Genomic DNA, 20,858 nt, shown 5'->3' with positions numbered 1-20,858 from the left:
TCAGGGGCGGCGGGCCCCGCGCTCCCGCGTGATCACGAGAGCGACGTCACGCCTGCAAGCCCGGCAGGCGAGGCCTCGTCCTCGATCAGAACACCCGGCTCGCATTCGGCATGCTCAAAACTTCTCCGCTCTGACGAGAAATGATGGCCCGACTCCTTACATAGGCGTGGATGTCGGCAGATCACACTATTCAGGAGACGAGCATGGGGATGCCCAGAAGACCGGGCATGGGAACGGCCCGTGGATGACGCACGAGCCAGATTCGAGATCGTCTATCGAGAGACGTACGGCCGGATCACGGCGTACACCGTTCGCCGCTGCGCGTCGCCGCAGGACGCGGCGGACGTGGTTGCGGAGACCTTCGCCATCGCCTGGCGGCGGATAGGCGAGTTGCCGGACGGGGAGGAAGCCGCCCTGTGGCTTTACGGCGTGGCACGCAAAGTGCTGGCCAACCACCGTCGAGGCGAGTTTCGCCGCCAGGCCCGCAACGTGCGGCTCGACACCGAGATGGCCGACCTCTATGGAGCCTCGCCCGACAGCGGAGTCGAGCTGAGGGCGATCGCGCAGATCTTCCAGAGCTTGTCGGACGACGATCGCGAGCTGTTGTCGCTGGTCGCCTGGGAGGGCCTGGACCGGCAGGAGATCGCCGTCGTGCTCGGTCTGTCGCGCAACGCCGTACGCGTCAGACTCCACCGTGCCCGCAGACGCTTCGCCCGCGCACTCGCCGAGGCGGACGTCCGCTTCACGTCGGAAAGCCGGTTGATCCCGGCGGAGAGGCAGCTGTGAGGAACATCGACGACATCGACGCGATCACGCGCGGGCTGGCGCGGGTGGAGCCGGGGCAGCCGGGTGGCCGCCCTTCCGACGCGGGGGCGCGGACCCTGCTGGCCTCGATCACCGCCGAAGAACCCGGCCCGTCCGCGGCTCGCCCCCGCGGGCGCCGTCTCCGGCGACCGGTCCTGGCGTTGGCGGGCGCGGGACTGCTCGCCGCGGGCATCGTGGTGGGGCCGAGCCTGCTGCGGAGCGGCGTGTCGCCCTCCTACGCGGTCACCAGGGATTCCGACGGCGTCGTGTACGTCAGGGTCCGGGATTTCCGTGACGCCGCGGGGCTGTCGAAGCAGTTGAAGGAGCTCGACGTCCCCGCCGTCGTCGATCACGCGCCCGCGGGCACGTGGTGCCGGGAGCCGCGCGGGACCCACGTCCAGGACATCCCCGCGGGCCTGTACTCCGTGCCGGAGAGCATTCCCGGCGAGGAGTCCGCCCGCGGCTGGCAGATGCGGATCGACACCAAGCTCTTCAAGCCCGGCCAGACCTTCGTCTGGACGATCGGGGAGAAGGCCACCAGCACCATTCTCATGAGCGGCCCGGTCGCGCCCTGCGTCCTCGTGCCCGACGAGAGCCACGAGCCGAAGGAGTACACGTCCGACTACCGGCTGGCGACCACGAAGGGCCGCTCGCTCTCCGGTTTCCGGGTGGACGAGAAGACCGTCGGCGAGGTCCTGCCCGAGCTCAGGAGACGTGGATTGAAGGTCACCTACGTCGTCATGGCGATCCCACCGGGCAATCCGGGCGGCTACGGCGAACTCCGTACCCAGGACACCGTCGGCGACGACTGGATCGTCTGGGAGGCGGAGGAGCTCATCCGCGACCCGAGGAGGGTCCGCCTGCTCGTCACCGACAGGCGCTACGACAGCAACCCCGTCTACGGCGGTCCGCGCGACAGCCTCATCGAGGAGTAGCGAACACCGGCCCGTCACGGTCACCCGGCTCCGTGGCCCGTCCGCCCAGCGGGCCGGGCCACGGAGCCGGCCGCCAAGGCGGGAAAGGCGCGGCCGTTGACAGCCGATACAGCCGTGACATCTCCACCTGCCTCCGGTGGCATAGGGGTTCCCTGTTTTCCACACGGCGTTCTCCACACGGCGTCGGAGATGTCTTTCACAGCCGGGCGGTTTCCGGTGTGGCGCTGTACTGTCGATCCGTCCGCTCGTGTGATGAGGAGCCGCCTTGTCCCTTGACGCCGTCCTCTTCGGCCTGGCCTACGAGGTCATCGTCTCTCTGTTCATGCTCGTCGGCGCGGTCGTCATCACCGTCGGCCTCACCTCCGCGCTCGTCGTCGCCCTGTACGCCCCGGCGCATCGCTTCTTCCGTCTCCGACGGGAGTCCCGGCTCCAGGGTCCTCAGCAGGAGCAAAGCCCTGTCCTTGAGCTGCTGAGGTAGGGCTCGGCGCAGGCGGGGCCGGGCGTCGCCGACGAGAAAACCCGTTTTCCTCTCGCTCCGCTTTCAATACACTCGCCGCGAACGGCGCGCCGCCACGGCGCGCTCTGACGAGGGAGAGGGGTCGGCCGTGCGCCACAGCACCGTTGCGATCGTTCCCCCGTCACGGTACGAGGTGATCCTGGTGTCTTCGTCGGCCCGGTACCGGCTGCGCGGCCGGCACTGGATGTCCCCCTGACGACTGCCTGACCTCTTCTCCGCCCGGCGCCGAGGTGGCCGGGCGGGCATGTCCCGACGCGGCCGCACCGTGTGCGGCCTGGCCTCAGGTTGTTTCGTCCGGGAATCGCGCTGTCCTGTCGGATCCTCACGAAGGGCCACAGACCGTGCGCGCCAACCCGCACCGTCATCTCACCGACCAGCTGAACGGCGTCCGCAACCTGGGCATCCTCGCCCACGTCGACGCCGGCAAGACCACCGTCACCGAACGGATCCTGTTCGTCACCGGCGCCACCCACAGGCGTGGCGAGGTGCACGACGGGACGACCGTCACCGACTTCGACTCCCAGGAGCGTGATCGTGGGATCACCATCTTCGCCGCGGCGGTGAGCTGCGTCTGGGACGACCACCGGATCAACCTGATCGACACCCCGGGCCACGTCGACTTCTCCGACGAGGTGGAGCGCTCGCTGCGGGTGCTCGACGGCGCGATCGCGGTTTTCGACGGCGTCGCGGGAGTCGAGCCGCAGAGCGAGGCGGTGTGGCGGCGGGCCGACCGGTACGGCGTGCCGCGGATCGCCTTCGTCAACAAGCTGGACCGCGCCGGCGCGGACCTCGACGCGGCGGTCGAGTCGATCCGCGAGCGGTTGCACGAGGCTCCGCTGGTGGTGCAGCTGCCGATCGGACAGGAGGACGGGTTCGTCGGAGTGGTGGACCTGCTGCGGATGCGGTCGCTGGTCTGGGCCGAAGGGGGCGACGCCTGCGCCGAGGGGCCGGTGCCCGAGGCCCTGAGGGAAGAGGCGCACCGGCGGCGCAGGCTGCTGGAGGAGACGGTGGCCGAACTGCACCCGGTCGCGCTGGAGGAGTTCTGCGCGGAGTCGTCGATCTCCGCGCGGACTCTGTCCACGGCGCTGCGCGACCTGACCCGCACCGGGGAGGGCGTGGTGGTGTTGTGCGGATCGGCCTACCGCGACCGGGGGATCGAGCCGCTGCTGGACGCCGTCGTGTCCTACCTGCCCTCTCCCGCGGAGGTGCCCGCGGTGCGCGGCACCTGGGACGGCACGGTGTGCGAGCGTGCCGCCGACCCGGCCGCGCCGTTCGCCGCGCTGGTGTTCAAGGTGAGTTCGACCGCCACCGGGCGGCTGACCCACCTGCGTGTGTACTCGGGAACGGCGCGGAAGGGAGACATGGTGTCGGACGCCGGCGCGGGACGCGTCGAGCGGATCGGCCGGATCCTGCGCGTGCAGGCCGACCGGCACACCGAGGTGGACCGGGCGGTCGCCGGGGACATCGTCGCGGTGGTCGGGCTGAAGGCGGCCCGCGCCGGGGCGACCCTGTGCGCGCCCGCGGCGCCGCTGGTCCTCGAACCGCCGACGGTCGCGGACCCGGTGGTCTTCGTGGCGGTCGAGGCTCGCAGGAGCACCGACGGCGACCGGTTGGCGGCGGCGTTGGCGCGGCTGGTCGAGGAGGATCCCTCGCTGGCCGTACGGACCGACGCCGAGACAGGTCAGACGGTGCTGTCGGGGATGGGCGAGCTGCATCTGGAGGTCGCGGTGGAGAAGGTCCGTCGTGCCCACGGGCTGGAGGTCAACGTCGGCCGACCGCAGGTGGCCCACCGGGAGACGGTCGCCCGCGGGGTGTCCGGGTTGCTGTACCGGCACGTCAAGCAGGACGGCGGCGCGGGCCAGTTCGCCCATGTCGTCCTCGACGTGGACCCGCTGGAGGGCGCTCAGGACGCCGCCGGTGACGCCGCCGGCTTCGTGTTCCGCTCGACCGTCGTCGGCGGACGGGTCCCCCGCGAGTACGTCCGGGCGGTGGAGGCCGGGTGCCGGGACGCCCTGGCGGAGGGGCCTCTCGGCGGCCACCCGGTGACCGGCCTGCGGGTCACGCTGACCGACGGGGCCACCCATCCCAAGGACTCCTCGGAGATGGCGTTCCGTACGGCGGGCAGGCTCGCGTTGCGGGAGGCGCTGCGCGCCTGCCGGATGGTGCTGCTGGAACCGGTGGTCGAGGTCACGGTCACCGTGCCCGACGACGCCGTCGGCGGGGTGCTGGGCGACCTGACGGCACGGCGCGGCCGGGTCTCGGACACGACCGCGAGGGCGGACACTACGGCGATAACCGCGAGGGCGGACACTACGGTGATAACCGCGACCGTGCCGCTGGCCGAGCTGTTCGGCTACGCGACCCGGCTGCGCAGCCGGACCCGGGGCCGGGGAACCTTCACCGCCCGGGCCGCCGGTCACGCCCCGGCGCCTGAGCCGACGCCCGCGGGCAACCGCTCCGGTAGCCGCGGGGAAGCCACCCGCTAGAGGGTCCGGCGACGGCCCCGCCCGCGCACGGGCGGGGCCGTCCTCCACGGGAGCGCCCCTCCACGGGAGCGCCGCGAACGCCGGTCTCCGTCCGGGGGCCGGCCTGAGCCGGGCGAAAAACGAGGACGTCGACGCGGTCGATCCTCCCCGGCCGCGTGGTCGGCTCGTCGTGGTCGATCGTTCCAAAGGGATCGCGGAGGACGACTTCCGTCATGCGGGATCAGCTGAATTGATTACGTGGGAGAGGAAATGCCTGATAAAACCACTCTGCCGGAAATCACTCCCCTGTGAGGTGAATATCATGGTCCGATAAACATCGGTGCTCCCATTCGGGGGCCGGAAACACGAGCTCCGATCCTTGGATTTCGGTTCTCCCGTGAAAGCATGGGACGCGGGCGGAGCCGTACCCGCGTTCTCGCCGCCAGGGGGAGAAGACCGGGATGTGCCGCCTGTTCGGTCTGAGCAGCGCCCCGCGGCGGACCCGCGCCACCTTCTGGCTGCTGGAGGCCCCGGACAGTCTGAGCGCGCAGAGCCACCGCGACCCCGACGGGACCGGGCTCGGCTACTTCGACGCGGACGGCGCGCCGGAGACGCGCAAGGCCCCCATCGCCGCCTACGCGGACCGGCGTTTCGCCGAGGAGGCCAAGCGGGTGCGGTCGACCACCTTCGTCGCCCACGTCCGGTTCGCCTCGACCGGCGGCCTGCTGGAGCGCAACACCCACCCGTTCGAGCAGGAGGGGCGGCTGTTCGCGCACAACGGGGTGGTCGAGGGGCTGGACCTGCTGGAGGCGCGGCTCGGCGACGACCGGGCGCTGGTCAGGGGCGACACCGACTCCGAGCGGGTTTTCGCCCTGATCACCAAGGAGATCCGGGCTCACGGCGGCGACGTCGGCGCGGGCATCGGGCACGCCGCCCGGTGGATCGCCGCCAACCTGCCGCTGTACGCCCTCAACCTGGTCCTCGTCACCCCGGACCGGCTGTGGGCGCTGCGCTACCCCGACACCCACGAGCTGTACGTCCTCGAGCGCGCCCCCGGCGGCCCGCACGGCGACCGGCACCTCGAGCACAGCGGCTCCGCAGGGCGGATACGCGTGCACTCACGCGACCTGTCCGCCGCACCCGCGCTGGTGGTGGCCAGCGAGCGGATGGACGACAATCCGGCCTGGCGGCTGCTGGAGCCCGGCGAGCTCCTGCACAGCGGGCCGGACCTCGCCCCGGTCAGCCGGACGATCCTGCCCGACCCTCCTGCGCACCGGCTGACCCTGGCCGACCTGCGCCCTGAGGCGGCCGCCTCGCAGCGCGTCGAGAACCCCGCGGCGGAGAACCGTCGCGACCCCCACGGGCCCGCCTGAACAGACACGGCCCGAAGGCACGGACCCGCCCGAGCAGGCGCGGCCCGAAGGCACGGGACCGTCGGCGTCCGAACGCCGACGGAGGCGTCCGTTCGGCCGACGCCGTCGAGGTGAGGCGAGGCGTCACCGCCCGTCAACCGTCCATGCCGTTCGCGTAGCGTGATCGGCCGGCACGCGCGCATCACCCCTCCGGACGGACATACACGGACATACGCTGCCCGCTTGCGGCACGCCGTGCGCTACGCAAGGATCACCAGACGCACTTCGCCACTGTCCGTGTTCCCGTCGGAACTGGTGGGTGTAACAGCACGTGATGGACGACATGGGGAGGCTGTCATGCAGCCGCAGGAGAGCGTCGAGCAGTTCGGCTACCGCCAGGAACTACGTCGCGGAGTCGGGCTGACCGACCTGGTGTTCTACGGCCTGATCTTCATGGTGCCGATCGCCCCGTTCGCAATCTTCGGCCTGGTCTACTCCCGCTCGGGCGGCATGCCGGTCCTGACCTACCTCATCGGAATGATCGCGCTGCTGTTCACCGCGGCCTCCTACGCGCAGATGGTCAAGGCGTTCCCCCTGTCCGGCTCGGTCTACAACTACGCGGGACGCGGCATCGCCCCGCCGGTCGGCTTCCTGACCGGGTGGGCGATCCTGCTCGACTACCTCCTCGCCCCCTGCCTGCTGTACCTGGTCGCGTCGATCGCCATCAACACCACCGTGCCGCAGGTGCCGGTGTGGGCGTGGCTGATCATCTTCGTGGCCGTCAACACGGTGATCAACCTCCGGGGCATCCGGATGACGGTCAAGCTCACCAAGGTGCTGATCATCGCCGAACTGGCCGTCCTGGCCCTGTTCCTCGTGGTGGGCGTCTGGGCCCTTCTCCAGGGCAGGGGCCGGGAGTTCAGCCTCGCGCCGCTGTTCAACCCGGACACCTTCTCCTGGCCGCTGGTGTTCGGCGCGGTCTCCGTCGCGGTCCTGTCCTTCCTCGGGTTCGACGGGATCAGCATGCTGGTCGAGGAGTCCACCGGCGGCTCGGCCCAGGTGGGCAGGGCCATGCGTCTCGCCCTGATCCTGGCCGGCGTGCTGTTCGTCGCCCAGGTCTGGGTCGCCGCCCTGCTGGTGCCCGACCCCGGCGGCCTGCTGGTCCGCGATACGGGCACCGCGTTCTACGACGCCGCCACCGTCGCGGGCGGCGAGTGGCTCGCGCACGTCACGTCGGCCGCGACCGCGATCTCCTGGGGGCTGGCCAACACCCTGGTCGCCCAGGTCGCCGTGTCCCGCCTGCTCTACGCGATGGCGCGCGACCGGCAGCTGCCGTCCTTCCTCGCCAAGGTGTCGGTCAAGAACTCCGTGCCGGCCAACGCCACCCTGCTCGTCGCCACGCTGTCCATCGTGCTCGGGCTGTGGATGTCCACCCGCGAGGACGGCGTCGACCTGCTCAGCAGCCTGATCAACATGGGCGCGCTCGTCGCCTTCATCGTCCTGCACGTGTCCGTCATCGTGCACTACGTGGTCCGCGGCCGGTCGCCCAACCTCTGGTCGCACCTGGTCATGCCGCTGATCGGGATGGCGATCCTCGTCTTCGTCGTGATCAACGCCAACATCCTGGCGCAGCAGGTCGGCCTGGTCTGGCTCGGCGTCGGCGCGCTGGTCCTGCTCGGCCTGTACGTCGCGGGCCGCAGGCCGACTCTGCGGAGCTTCGCCGTTCCCGAGAAGTCGGCGTGAGCCACGCCGCGGGCGGCCGGTGGGACCTGTCCGCGCCGCCGCGCGGGTCCTGCCCCATCACCGACGGGGGCGCTCCCCCGCCCTCCGCCAGATCGGGACGCGTGCAGCAAAGGACACCTCCGCAGCCATGAACCGGCCGCCGCTCCACCACGAGCTGTACCTCATCGCCCACGACAACTCCGGCAAGCCCCTGGTCCACCAGTCCTCGATGGCCCTCGGGCTGGCCGGAGCGGTGCTGCTCGAACTGGCCCTGGGCGACCGCCTCGCCGCCACCGAGGGCGGGGTCTCCGTGCGTGACAGCACCTCCGTCGGCGACGCGGTCGCGGACAGCCTCATCCCTCTGATCCTGCGGGACCGCACCGCCCGGGACATCGCCTTCTGGACGAAGAAGGTGGCCGAGGACGTCTACGACCGCACCCGGGAGAGCCTGGTCTCCGCGGGCGTCCTCAACCGGGTGACCAGACGCCGCCTGGGCGTGCTGTCGCAGACCCGCCACGAGCTCGCCGACATCGCGTCGGTCGTGCGGGCGTGTTCCGGAGTGCGCGCCGCCGTCGAGGGCAGGGAGGAGCCGGACGCGCGGTGCGCCGCGCTGTGCGGCCTGGTCGGAGTGCTGCAGGTGGACGCGGCGCTCTACCTCGGCCAGCCTTCGAACCAGCTCATCGGCCGCCTGCGCGGCATCGCCGAGGAGAGCTCCCGGGTCGTCCAGGACGTCGTCGGCACCGTCGACACGCTGATCAGCGAGGCCGCCGTCGCCGTGTACCGGTGACGCGCCGCGAGGGGGCCGCCCCGGGGATGTGAAGGCCGCGTGAAGGCCCGGTGAAGACCGTGAAGACGCGGTGGGGGCCGTCCGAAACAGGCGACTGCTGTAATCGACCTCGATCAACGGCATGCGCCGGGATCGACGGGCCGCCGGACGGCCGATCGGGCCGCCGGACGCCGCGTCACGCCCGGCATGCGGAAACACGTTCTCTCTGGAAACGGACACGCCATGAAGCCTGTAACCCGGGCCGTCGCCACCGCTGTCATCACGGCCTCCGCGGTCCTGGCGCCGCTGGGAGCCGTCGCCGGCGCCGCCGCTCCCCAGGCGGTCTCCCGTACGGCCGCGCAGTCCGCCGGATCGCAGGGAGCCGCGGCCGAGTCGAAGGCGGCCCTGCGGTTGTGCGCCTACAACTTCGTCTGCGGCTGGGAGCACGCCAACGGTCCCGTCTACGACCACTTCCCCTGCTTCGAGCAGCAGATGGGGAACTCGACCTGGTACAACCTGCCCGCCGGCTGCCAGGACAAGATCACGGCCTGGAACAACGCGGACTGGCTGAAGCGCACGATGTGCCTGTACGACCACGTGAACGGCCGGCGGGTCACGCTGAGCCGGTTGACGGCGGGAAAGTGGGCCAACCTGGAGGCCTGGGCCAACGACCGCGCCGACGCGGTGGGGGTCTGCTGACCCTCTGGGCCGGTGTCCCTCGCGCTCCCGCCGGGGTCAGGCCGTCCGGGTCGCGGCGTGCCCTCCGCCGCCGGTCCGCAGCACGACCTCCGCGACCAGGAGGTTGGGGACCCAGCACAGGAACGGGACGATCAGGTAGGCGCGGGTGAAGGCGACATCCGGGTCGACGCCGCCGAGCGCGGTCAGGAGCGGGGTGAGGACGGGGAGCCACACCCTGAGCATCACCCCGGCGTAGGTCATCGCGAAGGTCCTGACGGCCCAGCGGCGGTGCGCCGCGACGTCCCCCCGCCTGATCGCCCGGTAGGCCGCGACGGCGAAGGCGAGCCACAGCACGGCGAGCGCCCCGAATCCGGCGGTCCCCACCGGGCCCGCCAGGTTCACCGGGGCCAGCAGCAGCCCGGCGACCCCGCCGAGCCCGATGCAGCCCATCGCGACGCGCCCGCAGATCCGGTGAAGCCGCGGAGCCCGCGCGCGCAGCCGCGCCGCGAACTGCACCGGTGACAGCACCAGCGCGACGGCGGCGAAGACGATGTGGGCGTAGAAGACCGCGTGCATCCACGGGGCCTGCGCCGCGTAGTTCGCCGCGAACTCGTCGTTCCCGTCGGCGAGGGTCCGCAACGAGTCGGTGAGGTACGGCAGAGGGGCGATCACCGCGATCGCGACCGCGGTCAACACGAACCACCACCATCCGACGGCGCGACGGCGCGTGGAACCGCGCCGTGCCCGTTCTTCGACCACCGTCATGAGCCCGCCCTCCGTCACCGTTGATCGTCCGTCTCACAAACTAGGTTCGCGAAGGCGCGGCGGTCGCCCCTCGTCCAAGGGAGAGCGCCTCCCTCATCTGAGGGAGGACCTGGGAGAACGCGCGTCCGGGTGTTGACGGTCCGGCCCGGGCCAGGTGCAGGATGAGGCATGCGCATCCCCCGGCCAGGCGAGGCCGACGTCCCCCCTCCGCCGGGCGAGACCGGCGAGTCCCGTGACCCGGGCGAGGTCCGCCTGCCCCGCCGGCCGGACAAGATCGGCGGCTCCGGTAAACCGGGCGAGGTCCGCCTGCCCCGCCGGCCGGGCGAGACCGGCGGGTCCGGTGAACCGGGCGAGGTCCGCGGGTTTCTGCCGGGCGAGGACGACACGCCCCGCCGTTCCCGCCCGGCTCGCGTCGACCTCTGGCTGGCCGGCGGACTGGCGGTCGGGTCCGTGCTGGCGAGCCTGCTGGCCACCGCGGGGCCGCCCTACCGGGAGACCGACCTCCTCGGCCTCGCGCTGGCCGCGGCCCCCGCGCTGTTCCTGATCTGGCGGCAGGTCCTCCCGCTCCTGGCGCTCACCGCCGCGTCCGCGCTCCTGGTCGTCAACACGGCGGCCGGATACGCGATCACCGTCGCGCAGTGGCCCTCGTGGATCGCGCTCTTCACGCTCTTCTCGCTGCACCGCGGCCGGTCGCGGCGGCTGGCGGGGGCGCTCGTCGCCGCGCTGGCCGTCGGCGGGTACGTCATGCTGGACCGCGGCCCCGTGGGATCGTTCGAGCTGTCGGGGGTCACGATGTGCTTCCTGATCGCGACGATCGGGGGCGACGCGGCCCTGAGCAGGCGCGCGTACGCCGCGGCGGCCGAGGCCCGCCTCCTGGGCGAGGCGCGTGAGCGGACCATGCTCGCCGAGCGCGTCCTGGCCGAGGAGCGGGCCCGGCTGGCCCGCGAGCTGCACGACGCGCTGGGCCACGCGGTCAACGTGATGGTCATGCAGGCCGGGGTCGGCAGGCGGGTCTTCGAGGAGAACCCGGCCTTCGGCCACGAGGCGCTGCGGCACATCGAGACGCTCGGCCGGGGCGCCCTCGACGAGCTGGACCGCCTGCTCCGCGTCCTCAACCCCGCCGTGGACGGCGCGGAGCGCGTGCCCCCCGAGCCCACCACGGCTGACCTCGCCGAGCTGGCGGGGCGTGTGCGCGCCACCGGGCGTGAGCTGGAGCTGAACGCCCGCGAGGTGGACCTCGCGCCGAGCGGGGCGCGGGCGCTGTACCGGATCCTCCAGGAGGCGGTGACCAACGCGCTGCGCCACACGACGAGTGGCCGCATCCGGGTCGACCTCGAACAGGTCGGAGGCGAGGTGCGCCTTGAGGTGACCAACGAGGGACACGGTTTCCTCACGCCGACGCCGGGGCGCGGCCTGGTCAACATGAGGGAGCGGGCCCGGATCGAGGGCGGAGACCTCGAGGCGGGCCCCGTGGCGGGCGGTTTCAGCGTCCGGGCGACCCTGCCGGGGCGGGCGGGAGCGGCGCGGTCATGATCAGGGTTTTCCTCGCCGACGACGACGCGCTGGTCAGAGGCGGTCTGCGGGCCCTCCTTGAGGCCGAGCGGGACATCAGCGTCGTCGGCGAGGCGGCGAACGGCCTCGAGGCGCTGCACGGGGTCAGGGTGAGCACGCCGGACGTCGTCGTGATGGACGTCAGGATGCCGGGCTACGACGGCGTCAGCGCCACCCGCGAGATCACGTCATGGGGTTCGCCCCGGCCCCGGGTGCTCGTGCTCACCACGTTCGACCTCGACGAGGTCGTCGACGACGCCATCGCCGCGGGCGCCGACGGCTTCCTCCTCAAACGGGCCACGCCGGAGGAGGTGGTCGCCGGCATCCGCACCGTCGCGGCCGGCGACGCGCTCGTCGCGCCCTCCGTGACCCGCAGGCTGCTGGAGGCGCTCGCCGCCCGGCGCGGCGCGGGCGGTCCCGAGGCCGCCTTCGCGGCGCGGCTCACCGAGCGCGAGGCCGACGTGTTGCGCGCGCTCGCGGGCGGCATGTCCAACACCGAGATCGCACGCTCGATGCACGTGTCCCTGGAGACGGTGAAGACCCACATCAAGCATCTGCTGGGCAAGTTGGAGGTCCGCGACCGGACCCAGGCCGTCGTCTGGGCCTACCGGACGGGTTTCGTCGACAGGCGTTGAGCGCCCGCACCGCCCCACGCCACGGGTCCCGGCGGTCGCAGGGGTCGTGGGGCCCGGCGGACGTGGGACCTGGGGGTCACGGAGTCAAAGGGGTCGTGGGGCCCGGTGGACGTGGGGGCCGGGGTCATGTCGGGCGTGGGGGCGTGGGACGGGCGTCATCGCCTGGCGTTTCGGGGGGTGGCGAGGTGCACCACGCCCATGCCGCCCCGGCCCAGCTCGCGTCTGAGCACGTATCCGCCGATCACATTCATCGGAGTCACCTTATGGTCAAACACCTATATCGAGGACAAAGCCCTCAGACTCCTCGCAGCTCACCGTCGTCCGCCCGGGTACGGCTCGCGCGAGTCACCGCGACCGGCGGCCGGTGACGAAGTACGATCGATCAATGACCGAAATGACCGAAACCACGCCCGGCTGGCTCACTCCCGACGAGCTGGAAGCGGCCCGCGCACGGATGCCGATCCTCTACGTCGACGCCGTGCCGGTGCGCGTCGACGACACGGGGGTGGTCACGCATGTCGGCCTGCTGCTGCGCATCGGGTCGGACGGAACGGTCAGCCGCGCCCTCGTCTCAGGTCGTGTGCTTCTCCACGAACGCGTCCGTGACGCGCTCATGCGCCACCTGGAGAAGGACCTCGGCCCCACGGCGCTGCCCCGCGTCCCCGCCTCTCCTCAGCCGTTCACCATCGCCGAGTACTTCCCGACACAGGGCGTCACTCCGTACCACGACCCCCGGCAGCACGCGGTGTCCCTCGCCTACGTCGTCCCGGTGGCCGGTGACTGCCGCCCTCGGCAGGACGCCCTCGACCTCGTCTGGTTCACCCCGCAGGAGGCCGCCTCGCCGATGGTGCAGCAGGAGATGTCCGGCGGCCACGGCGTCCTGCTGAAGCAGGCCCTCGCGCACGTCGGCTGCATTTTCTGACCTGGGGACACGCCCGGCGCGGCGCTGTGGACCGTTCCCGCCGAGGCGGTCGCCGCGCCGACCGCGCACGCGGACCCTCGAACGACCGCGCGACCTAGTCGGGATAGTTCCACTGCTCGGCTCGCGACGACCCGGAGAACGGGAGCGACTCGTGCCTCGTGATCTCACTCACGCCTCGTAGTCTTCCAGCCGGACCCGCCCGAGGACACGTAAAGACCCGAACTGCCGCGGGCCGCTCACCGGGACGCGACTCCACGATCCCGAGGCGGCTCCGCACCGGGGCCCGCGGAACACCGCGCCGGGGGGCGCGGTGACCGGCTCACTGATCCGGGGACGACGCCCGGAACGCCGGGCTGGGGGCGCGGTCCTCCTGCCGGGCGCCCCGCTCCCGCGCCGGACGCGCGCGCAGCACCCGGCTCATCAGTCCGGGGCGCATCAGCGCCCGCGGCGGGTCGACCAGCCCCGCCACCCGGATGAACGCCTCCGTGACCGCGCTGTCGCCGGTCGCCGCCGCGTGCACCCGGGGCAGGAACGCGTTGCCCATCCGCACCTTGATCGTGCGGCGGCCCCGCACGGCGGGGAACGCCAGGTCGCCGCCCGCCGCGATCTCCCACGGCGCGTCGACGACCGCGGCGGCGTCGGCGAAGAACTCCCGCGTCACCGGGACCGCCCCCCGCCGCAGGTGACGACGCAGGGTCAGCGCCTGCAGCGCGGCCACCGTCATGCCCTGCCCGTAGACGGGGTTGAAGCTGCACGCCGCGTCACCCATGACCAGGAGGCCCTCGGGCAACCGGCGCACGCGCTCGTAGCGTCGCCGGACGCTGACGGGGAACCGCATGGTCACCGGCTCCTCCAACGGCTGGGCGTCCCGGATCGCGTCGAAGACGTCGGGCACCGGGAGCGTGCGGGCGTAGGCGAGGAAGCCGGCCAGGTCCCGCGGCGCGCGGTCGCCGAGAACCCCGGTGAGCGACACGACGCACCGGTCCCCGCCGAGGCTGGTGAGAAAGGCCCCCCGTGGATGGGCCGGGGTCGCGACCGGGTTGATCGAGACGTCCCCGTGGAACGGGTCGGAGCGCAACCGGAAACGACACGTGGTGTACGCCAGGTCGATCCTCACCCGCTCCTCGGGCACCGCGGGCCAGCCGAGCCCGGCCAGCCAGGCCGGGGTCCGGGAACCGCGCCCGGTGGCGTCGACCACCAGATCGGCGACCAGGACCCGCTCGGCGCCGTCCGGCTCGCGGACCCGGGCGCCGACGACCCGGCCCAGGTCGGGCGCGGTCACCGGCGCGACGACCTCGTGCCCCTCCAGGAACGTCACGTTGGGCAGCTCGGCGACCCGGCACCGGATGTGGTGCTCCAGCACGGGACGGTCCCCGCCGACCACGATCAGTCCGGTCTTGGCCGGTCGCAGCCGCCGTCCGTTGAAGTACCAGCGGATCTGGCCGCCGATGTCACCGGCCTGGACACCCGCCGCGGCCAGGTCCCGGGTGAAGCCCGGGAACAGCTCCTCGATGACCTGCTGCCCGCGCGCGAGCACCCCGTGGGTGTGGCGGCCCTGCGGCACTCCGCGCCTCGGCCCCTCCACTCCCGTCAGCTCGTCCCGGTCGACCACCAGCACGTCCACGCAGAACTCCGCCAGGACCCGCGCGGCGAGCAGGCCGGCGACGCTCCCGCCGAGGACGACGGCGCGGCCGATCGGGCTTTCGCTCATGTGCTCATCTCCTCGCCGCGCGACGACTCACCGCGCATGATCAGCGTCCTGTCCGTCACCCGGCGCCGCATCTCCCGGGTTGCTGGATGGCACGCCGGATTACGCACGCTGGAAGATGCCCGGGTCATGATCCCGCCATGACGATGGGCCGTGTGCATCACGCGTTTCAGGGCCAGGAGGGACCACCGTGACCCAGTCATCGGAAAGAATCGACGTCCCACTGGCCGGGCTGGACGGCCCGGAGCACCTGTCCCGTCCGGCCGCCGGTCAGAGCCCCGCTCCCGCGTACGCGCGGCAGTGGTGGCGCTCGGGCCTGCTGCCCGCGGCGCTGCTGTCCCTGGCGTTCTTCCTCTACGCGCTGCCGCCGTACCTGTCTTTGGATCCTGGGCAGGCCAGGATCGCCTACCTGCAGCGGGACGTCTGGTGGCACTATCCGGCGCTGGTCGCGCACATCGCGTTCGGCACGGTGGCCCTCACCACCGTGGTCCTGCAGATGTGGACCTGGCTGCGGGTGCACCATCCGCGGGTGCACCGGATCTCAGGCCGGCTGTACATCTTCGGCGGCGTGCTCCCCAGCGGGCTGCTGGCCCTGCTGATCACGCCGTTCGCCGGCGGTCCCGTCGGCGACGCCGTCGAGGGCGTGGTCTGGCTGGGCACCACCTTCTACGCCCTGAAGATGGTCCGCCGGGGCGACTTCGCCCGGCACCGGCGGTGGATGATGTTCAGCTACGCGCTGTGCGCCCAGGTCATCTGGGGCCGGATCATCATCATCACGCTGACCCTGACCGTGCCGACCTGGTTGACGAACAACTTCGCACTGGTCCTGGAGGCGGCCAGCTGGGTGGGGATGATGATCAACGTGGTCATCGCCCAGTGGTGGTACGAGCACACAGCCAAGCGCCCGCTGGCCATCCGACCCGCCTGAAGGAGAAGCGCATGTACGACTACGTCATCGTCGGCGGCGGCTCGGCCGGCTGCGTGCTCGCGGCCAGGCTGAGCGAGGACCCGGACGTCAAGGTGTGTCTGATCGAGGCCGGCCCGGCCGACACCGCGGAGAACATCCACATCCCGGTCACCTTCGGCAAGCTCTTCCGGACCCGCTTCGACTGGGACTACGCCACCCATGACGAGCCGTTCCTCGACCGGCGCCGCGTGTACCTGCCGCGCGGGCGGGTGCTCGGCGGCACCAGCTCGATCAACACCATGATCTACATCCGGGGCAACCGCGCCGACTTCGACGACTGGCGGCAGCCCGGATGGGGCTTCGACGAGCTGCTGCCGTACTTCAGGCGGTCGGAGGACAACGAGCGCGGCGAGTCCGGCTACCACGGCGTCGGCGGCCCGCTCACCGTCTCCGACGGCCGGTCGGACAACCCGATGACGACCGCGTTCGTCGAGGCCGCCCTGCAGGCCGGGGGCGTCGCCAACGACGACTTCAACGGCCCGGCGCAGGACGGCTTCGGCCGGTTCCAGCTCACCCAGCGCGACGGCATGCGCTGCAGTGCCTCGGTCGCGTTCCTGCACCCCGCGCTCGGCCGTCCGAACCTCACGGTGGAGACGAACACGCAGGTCCACCGGGTGCTGGTCGAACACGGCCGGGCCGTCGGGGTGACCGGGTACCGGCTGGACGAGGAGGTCACAGTCCGGGCCGAGCGCGAGGTGATCCTCGCCGCGGGCGCGTACAACTCGCCGCAGTTGCTGCTGCTGTCCGGCATCGGCCCGGCCGCGCAGCTCACGGCCCTCGGCGTCCCGGTGGTCCTCGACCAGCCGCAGGTGGGCCGGAACCTGCAGGACCACCTGCTGATTCCGCTGATCTTCACGCACGCCCAGCCGGTCAGCCTGCTGATCGCGGGCGAGCCCCAGCACGTCCGGCGGTTCATGGAGGAACGGCGCGGCCCGCTGACCTCCAACGGGCCGGAGGCGGGCGGGTTCGTGCGCACGGAGGCCGGGCTGCCGGCTCCCGACGTGGAGTTCCTGGCCGCCCCGATCATGTTCGCCGACAGCGGGCTGGGGACGCCGACCGGGCACTCGCTCTCGTACGGCCCGTCGATGCTCACCCCGCTCAGCCGTGGGCACGTGACGCTCGCGTCCGACGACCCGACGGCCAAACCGAAGATCCTGCACAACTACTTCGCCGAGCCCGGCGACATGCGGTCGGCGGTGACCGCGCTGCGGCTGGGGCTGGACATCTCCCGCCGGCCCGCGCTGGCGCCGTACACGACGGACCCCTACCGGCCCCCGGCCTCCGAGTCCGACGCGGACCTGCGCGCCTACGTCCGGCAGTACGCGCATTCCATCTACCACCCGGCCGGGACCTGCGCGATCGGTTCGGTGGTCGACGCGGACCTGCGGGTGCTGGGCGTCGACGCGCTGCGGGTGGTGGACGCCTCCGTGATGCCGACGCTCGTGCGCGGCAATCCCAACGCCCCGGTCATCGCGATCGCCGAGAAGGCGGCCGACCTGATCAAGGGCACCGCGCCCCTGCCCCCGGCGGCCTCGGTACTGTCCGGCTGACCTCAGAAAGGCGGCCCGGCCCCCTGAATGCGGCCCGGAATTTCGGAATGCGACACGGAATTCACCGGGCGTCAATGCGCCGTGTAAGGCAGGATGCAATCAGGGTAAACACCGGGAGCTGGAGGACATTGTTCATGCGCTATCCAGAAGTGGTGACGCGGTCCGAATGGGAGGCCGCCCGCACCTCGCTGCTGGCGAAGGAGAGAGAGGCGACCCACGCCCGCGACGCGCTCAACGCCGAGCGCCGCCGGATGCCGATGGTGGAGGTGCCCACCGATTACAAGTTCGCGAGTCCGGCGGGCGAGTTGTCCTTCCCCGACCTGTTCGAGGGCCGCCCCCAGCTGGTCGTCTACCACAACATGCTCATGCCCGGCTCGAACGAGCCGTGTCAGGGCTGCTCGCTGTTCGGGGACGGCATCGGCGGCAGCCTCGCGCATGTGAACGCCCGGCGCACCACGTTCGCCATGGTGTCCCGGGCGCGCGTTTCCGAGATCGAGGGGGTCAAGGCCCGGCTGGGCTGGAATTTCCCGTGGTATTCCTGCTACGACACGACTTTTCATGATGACTTCGTGACATCGCAGAACGCGCGGTTCGGGCTGAGCGTTTTCCTGCACCGGGACGACCGGATCTTCCAGACCTACTTCACCACCCAGCGCGGGGTCGAATACGTCGGCAACACGTTCAGCCTGCTGGACGTGACCCCGTTCGGGCGTCAGGAGACCTGGGAGGACTCCCCCGAGGGCTGGCCGCAGGAGCCGACCCACAGCTGGGAGCGACTCAACGACGAATACGACGCCTGACGACGCGAACGGTCCGGGCCCCGCGACGGGGGCCCGGACCGTTCCGTACCGGCGTGGGCGGGGCGTCACCGGAGGCTGGGCGCGGCCTCCTCGGCCCCGGTGGTCCCGGTGGCCCCGCGCCGCCCGAGCAGCGCGAGCGAGACGAGCAGGCCCGCGGCCGCGAAGACCGCGCAGGCGGCGAACCCGCTCTGGAAGGCCCCGGCCAGCGCCGCCGGGTCGGGGCCGGTGACCGTCGAGGCGACCACGGTCGCGATGAGCGCGATCCCCAGGGCGCCGCCGAGCTGGAAAGCCGCCGCGTTGATGCCCGAAGCGAGCCCGGAGTCGTGCTCGGCCACCCCGGCGAGCGCCGCGACCGAACCGGCGATCGTCGCGCCGCCGAGCCCGGCGCCGAAGAGCAGCAGGGCGGGGAGCAGGTCGCGGGCGTAGACCCCGCCGACCGGCGCCTGCGTCAGCAACAGGAGCCCCGCGCCCATCAGGACCATGCTGACCGCCCCCACCGGCCGGGTGCCGGTCCGGGTGACGGCGAACTGCGCGACGTACGCCCCGACGACGGCCGTCACGGGCATGACAGAGGTGCTGAAGCCGTACTGGAAAGGCGAGTATCCCAGCACCTGCTGGGTGTACATGGCGACGAGGAAGGACAGGCCGAACGCCGACATGGCCAGGATGACCATCAGCATGTTGCCGCCGGCCAGCCTGGGCAGGCGCAGAATCGCCGGCGGCAGCAGCGGGGCCGCCGACCTCGTCTCGATGACGACGAACAGCAGGAGCAGCACGGCCGACAGGACGAACAGGCCGATCGTCAGCGGGGCGGTCCACCCGGCCGTGGGCGCCTGGACGATCGCGTAGACGAGCAGCACGAGCGAACCGGTGACGGTCACCGCTCCGGCGAGGTCGAAGGACTCGCGCCGCCCGCGGTCGTAGCTCTCCGGCAGCAGGGCCGGGCTCAGCGCCAGCAGGAGAGCGGCGACGGGCACGTTGATGAAGAAGACCCACTGCCAGCCGAGGCTCTGCGTGAGCACGCCGCCGAGCAGCAGCCCGGACGTGGCGCCGATGCCGCCGATGCCCGACCAGGCGGCGAGCGCCCTGTTGCGGTCGGCGCCCTCCTCGAACGTGGTGGTGAGGATGGACAGCGCCGCCGGCGCCATCATGGCCGCCGACACGCCGTGCACGGCGCGCACCACCACCAGCATCAGGCCGTTCACCGCGAGGCCGGACAGCAGCGAGACGACCAGGAACAGGGCGGTGCCCACCTGGAACACCCGCCGCCGCCCGAGCAGGTCCGCCGCCCGGCCGCCGAGCAGCAGCAGGCCGCCGAACGTCAGCAGGTTGGCGGTGAGGATCCACTGCCCCTCCCCGGGGGAGAGGCCGAGTTGCCGTTCCATGGACGGGAGGGCCACCAGGACGATCTGAGAGTCGAGGATCACCATGAAGTTGGCCGTGCAGAGCAGGGCGAGCGCGCGCCAACGATGGAATGGATTCATGCGTTCTCCCTGAGCCCGTTCCGGCATCAACGGCGTAAACGGTACGCGCGCCTTCCCCGCCGGAGAAAGAAGTCAGATCCCGCCGGGCGAAACAGAGCATTTCAAAAGAACAACGCACGAGAAAAAACAGGTCGCGCCGAAAGGCAATCCACACGCGGCCGAACACAGCAATCTGGGAGATGTGCCCGCTGACCGGGCCTCAGTAGCGTTGCGGAAACTCCACCACGGCATCGGAAAGGGCGATGGGAAACTCACTCAGCTGCAGCGTGATCGTGCCGACCTACAACCGGAGGGAACTGCTGCGGCACACCCTTGTCTCCCTCACCATGCAGAGCCTGCCGCGCGAGCGGTTCGAGGTGCTGGTCGTCGACGACGGGTCGAGTGACGGGACGCCCGCGGTCGTCGAGGAGTTCCGCGACGTCCTCAACCTGCGCTACTTCTACCAGGCGGACGACGGCTTCCAGGTGTCGAAGGCGCGCAACGTCGCCATCTCGCGCGCCGAGGCCCCCGTCTGCGTGTTCGTCGACACGGGCGTGCTCCTCCACTCCGGCTGCCTGGCCGCGCACCTCGACAGCCATGAGAGCGCCCCCGGCCCGGTCGCGGTGATCGGTTACATCTACGGCTTCGACCCCGTCCGGACGGACTCCGAGCCCGTACGGCGAGCCGTGGACCCCTCGTCCCCTGACGCAACCGTCGAGGTCATGCGGGCCAACGGCTGGCTCGACGTCCGCGAGCACTTCTACGCCCGCTACACCGACGCCTTCGGCGACGAGCCCGCGCCCTGGCTCGTCTACTGGACCGGGAACGCCTCGGCGCGGACCGAGCAGCTGCGCGCCGTGGGCATGTTCGACGAGGCCTTCCGGCAGTGGGGCGGGGAGGACGTCGACCTCGGCTTCCGGCTGCACCTGGCCGGCGCCCGGATCGTGCTGAACCGGGAGGCGAAGTCGGTCCACGTCCCGCACGAGACGAGCTTCGACGACAACATGGAGAGCTCCTCGACCAACCTCAGGTACATGGCGGAGAAGTACGGGACCCCGATCGTCGGGCTGTTCGCGGAAACCCCGCCCGAGCAGGTCTTCGACCTCAACACCGTCATCCGCGCCCGCGGCCTGCCGAGGTGCGCCGACTTCCTGGCCCGGCACGCCGTCGACTGAGCGGCCGTCCGGCCCTCTCGGGGAAAGGTCCGGGCCCCGAAGTCTTCGAAGCGACCCGGTCGCGCCCGGCGGTGATTCCGCAT

General features: G+C 71.6%; 18 protein-coding genes. 15 read left to right on the top strand and 3 right to left on the bottom strand.

Translation table 11 applies throughout. The features are described 5' to 3' along the window. Window positions 1-240 precede the first annotated feature (240 nt). The 8 genes from PKF00_RS23530 to PKF00_RS23495 all read left to right on the top strand — a co-directional run bounded on the left by PKF00_RS23530 (window position 241) and on the right by PKF00_RS23495 (window position 9,260). Entirely contained in the window at window positions 241-786 is a 546-nt protein-coding gene (locus PKF00_RS23530; protein ID WP_271219788.1) for an RNA polymerase sigma factor, read from the top strand. Next, window positions 783-1,739, top strand: coding sequence for a hypothetical protein (locus tag PKF00_RS23525; RefSeq protein WP_271219787.1), 957 nt, complete (start codon window positions 783-785; stop codon window positions 1,737-1,739). The genes PKF00_RS23530 and PKF00_RS23525 overlap by 4 nt, the downstream gene beginning before the upstream one ends. A 265-nt stretch (window positions 1,740-2,004) precedes the next feature. After that, window positions 2,005-2,217 (top strand): hypothetical protein, encoded by a 213-nt coding sequence (locus tag PKF00_RS23520; RefSeq protein ID WP_271219786.1) that lies wholly within the window; start codon window positions 2,005-2,007, stop codon window positions 2,215-2,217. A gap of 380 nt (window positions 2,218-2,597) precedes the next feature. Beyond that, window positions 2,598-4,742, top strand: coding sequence for an elongation factor G (fusA, locus tag PKF00_RS23515; protein ID WP_271219785.1), 2,145 nt, complete (start codon window positions 2,598-2,600; stop codon window positions 4,740-4,742). Between the two features lie 440 nt (window positions 4,743-5,182). Beyond that, on the top strand, window positions 5,183-6,094 hold the full coding sequence (locus tag PKF00_RS23510; protein ID WP_271219784.1) for a class II glutamine amidotransferase: 912 nt from the start codon (window positions 5,183-5,185) through the stop codon (window positions 6,092-6,094). A 336-nt stretch (window positions 6,095-6,430) separates the two neighbouring features. Continuing rightward, window positions 6,431-7,816, top strand: coding sequence for an APC family permease (locus PKF00_RS23505; protein ID WP_271219783.1), 1,386 nt, complete (start codon window positions 6,431-6,433; stop codon window positions 7,814-7,816). 127 nt (window positions 7,817-7,943) lie between these two features. After that, on the top strand, window positions 7,944-8,582 hold the full coding sequence (locus PKF00_RS23500) for a GOLPH3/VPS74 family protein (RefSeq protein ID WP_271219782.1): 639 nt from the start codon (window positions 7,944-7,946) through the stop codon (window positions 8,580-8,582). 222 nt (window positions 8,583-8,804) lie between these two features. Then, window positions 8,805-9,260: a hypothetical protein gene (locus PKF00_RS23495; RefSeq protein ID WP_271219781.1), complete on the top strand. Its 456-nt coding sequence runs from the start codon at window positions 8,805-8,807 to the stop codon at window positions 9,258-9,260. Window positions 9,261-9,296: 36 nt separating this feature from the next. On the opposite strand, the gene PKF00_RS23490 is transcribed toward PKF00_RS23495, so the two are convergent. After that, entirely contained in the window at window positions 9,297-10,004 is a 708-nt protein-coding gene (locus PKF00_RS23490; RefSeq protein WP_271219780.1) for a DUF2306 domain-containing protein, read from the bottom strand. 168 nt (window positions 10,005-10,172) lie between these two features. On the opposite strand from PKF00_RS23490, the gene PKF00_RS23485 reads away from it, so the two are divergent. The 3 genes from PKF00_RS23485 to PKF00_RS23475 all read left to right on the top strand — a co-directional run bounded on the left by PKF00_RS23485 (window position 10,173) and on the right by PKF00_RS23475 (window position 13,112). After that, window positions 10,173-11,537, top strand: coding sequence for a sensor histidine kinase (locus tag PKF00_RS23485; protein ID WP_271219779.1), 1,365 nt, complete (start codon window positions 10,173-10,175; stop codon window positions 11,535-11,537). After that, window positions 11,534-12,190 carry a response regulator gene (locus PKF00_RS23480; protein ID WP_271219778.1) on the top strand — a complete coding sequence of 219 codons (657 nt, stop codon included), beginning with the start codon at window positions 11,534-11,536 and terminating at the stop codon, window positions 12,188-12,190. Before PKF00_RS23485 ends, PKF00_RS23480 begins: the two co-directional genes overlap by 4 nt. Window positions 12,191-12,575: 385 nt before the next feature. After that, a complete protein-coding gene (locus PKF00_RS23475; protein ID WP_271219777.1) occupies window positions 12,576-13,112 on the top strand; it encodes an NUDIX hydrolase family protein in 537 nt (178 codons plus the stop codon). Between the two features lie 319 nt (window positions 13,113-13,431). Here PKF00_RS23475 and PKF00_RS23470 read toward each other — a convergent pair whose 3' ends face one another. Then, a complete protein-coding gene (locus tag PKF00_RS23470) occupies window positions 13,432-14,823 on the bottom strand; it encodes an NAD(P)/FAD-dependent oxidoreductase (protein WP_271219776.1) in 1,392 nt (463 codons plus the stop codon). A gap of 187 nt (window positions 14,824-15,010) precedes the next feature. Between PKF00_RS23470 and PKF00_RS23465 the strand changes: the two genes are divergently transcribed. The 3 genes from PKF00_RS23465 (at window position 15,011) to PKF00_RS23455 (ending at window position 18,137) form a co-directional block, all read left to right on the top strand. Continuing rightward, the gene (locus PKF00_RS23465) at window positions 15,011-15,748 is read left to right on the top strand and encodes a DUF2306 domain-containing protein (protein WP_271219775.1); all 738 of its coding nucleotides are present in this window, start codon (window positions 15,011-15,013) and stop codon (window positions 15,746-15,748) included. An 11-nt stretch (window positions 15,749-15,759) separates the two neighbouring features. Beyond that, complete coding sequence (locus tag PKF00_RS23460; RefSeq protein ID WP_271219774.1) at window positions 15,760-17,337, top strand: GMC family oxidoreductase; 1,578 nt, start codon at window positions 15,760-15,762, stop codon at window positions 17,335-17,337. Between the two features lie 134 nt (window positions 17,338-17,471). Continuing rightward, window positions 17,472-18,137, top strand: a complete 666-nt coding sequence (locus tag PKF00_RS23455; RefSeq protein ID WP_271219773.1) for a DUF899 domain-containing protein — start codon at window positions 17,472-17,474, stop codon at window positions 18,135-18,137. Window positions 18,138-18,202: 65 nt separating this feature from the next. Here the strand turns inward: PKF00_RS23455 and PKF00_RS23450 are convergent, their stop codons facing one another. Continuing rightward, entirely contained in the window at window positions 18,203-19,621 is a 1,419-nt protein-coding gene (locus PKF00_RS23450) for an MFS transporter (RefSeq protein WP_271219772.1), read from the bottom strand. A gap of 242 nt (window positions 19,622-19,863) precedes the next feature. Here PKF00_RS23450 and PKF00_RS23445 point away from each other — a divergent pair, with 242 nt between their 5' ends. Then, on the top strand, window positions 19,864-20,775 hold the full coding sequence (locus tag PKF00_RS23445; protein ID WP_271219771.1) for a glycosyltransferase family 2 protein: 912 nt from the start codon (window positions 19,864-19,866) through the stop codon (window positions 20,773-20,775). Window positions 20,776-20,858: the final 83 nt, after the last annotated feature.

This window comes from Streptosporangium carneum, from assembly GCF_027922005.1.
Lineage (GTDB): Bacteria > Actinomycetota > Actinomycetes > Streptosporangiales > Streptosporangiaceae > Streptosporangium > Streptosporangium carneum.
The sequence above is the reverse complement of the archived record's forward strand: the minus strand, read 5'-3'. Positions and strand labels throughout refer to the sequence as shown.

Bases quoted from the DNA above. Each gene is read 5' to 3' on its own strand.
- PKF00_RS23510 (WP_271219784.1), top strand. From the start codon at position 5,183: ATGTGCCGCCTGTTCGGTCTGAGCAGCGCCCCGCGGCGGACCCGCGCC.
- PKF00_RS23505 (WP_271219783.1), top strand. From the start codon at position 6,431: ATGCAGCCGCAGGAGAGCGTCGAGCAGTTCGGCTACCGCCAGGAACTA.
- PKF00_RS23500 (WP_271219782.1), top strand. From the start codon at position 7,944: ATGAACCGGCCGCCGCTCCACCACGAGCTGTACCTCATCGCCCACGAC.
- PKF00_RS23495 (WP_271219781.1), top strand. From the start codon at position 8,805: ATGAAGCCTGTAACCCGGGCCGTCGCCACCGCTGTCATCACGGCCTCC.
- PKF00_RS23490 (WP_271219780.1), bottom strand. From the start codon at position 10,004: ATGACGGTGGTCGAAGAACGGGCACGGCGCGGTTCCACGCGCCGTCGC.
- PKF00_RS23485 (WP_271219779.1), top strand. From the start codon at position 10,173: ATGCGCATCCCCCGGCCAGGCGAGGCCGACGTCCCCCCTCCGCCGGGC.
- PKF00_RS23480 (WP_271219778.1), top strand. From the start codon at position 11,534: ATGATCAGGGTTTTCCTCGCCGACGACGACGCGCTGGTCAGAGGCGGT.
- PKF00_RS23475 (WP_271219777.1), top strand. From the start codon at position 12,576: ATGACCGAAATGACCGAAACCACGCCCGGCTGGCTCACTCCCGACGAG.
- PKF00_RS23470 (WP_271219776.1), bottom strand. From the start codon at position 14,823: ATGAGCGAAAGCCCGATCGGCCGCGCCGTCGTCCTCGGCGGGAGCGTC.
- PKF00_RS23460 (WP_271219774.1), top strand. From the start codon at position 15,760: ATGTACGACTACGTCATCGTCGGCGGCGGCTCGGCCGGCTGCGTGCTC.
- PKF00_RS23455 (WP_271219773.1), top strand. From the start codon at position 17,472: ATGCGCTATCCAGAAGTGGTGACGCGGTCCGAATGGGAGGCCGCCCGC.
- PKF00_RS23450 (WP_271219772.1), bottom strand. From the start codon at position 19,621: ATGAATCCATTCCATCGTTGGCGCGCGCTCGCCCTGCTCTGCACGGCC.
- PKF00_RS23445 (WP_271219771.1), top strand. From the start codon at position 19,864: ATGGGAAACTCACTCAGCTGCAGCGTGATCGTGCCGACCTACAACCGG.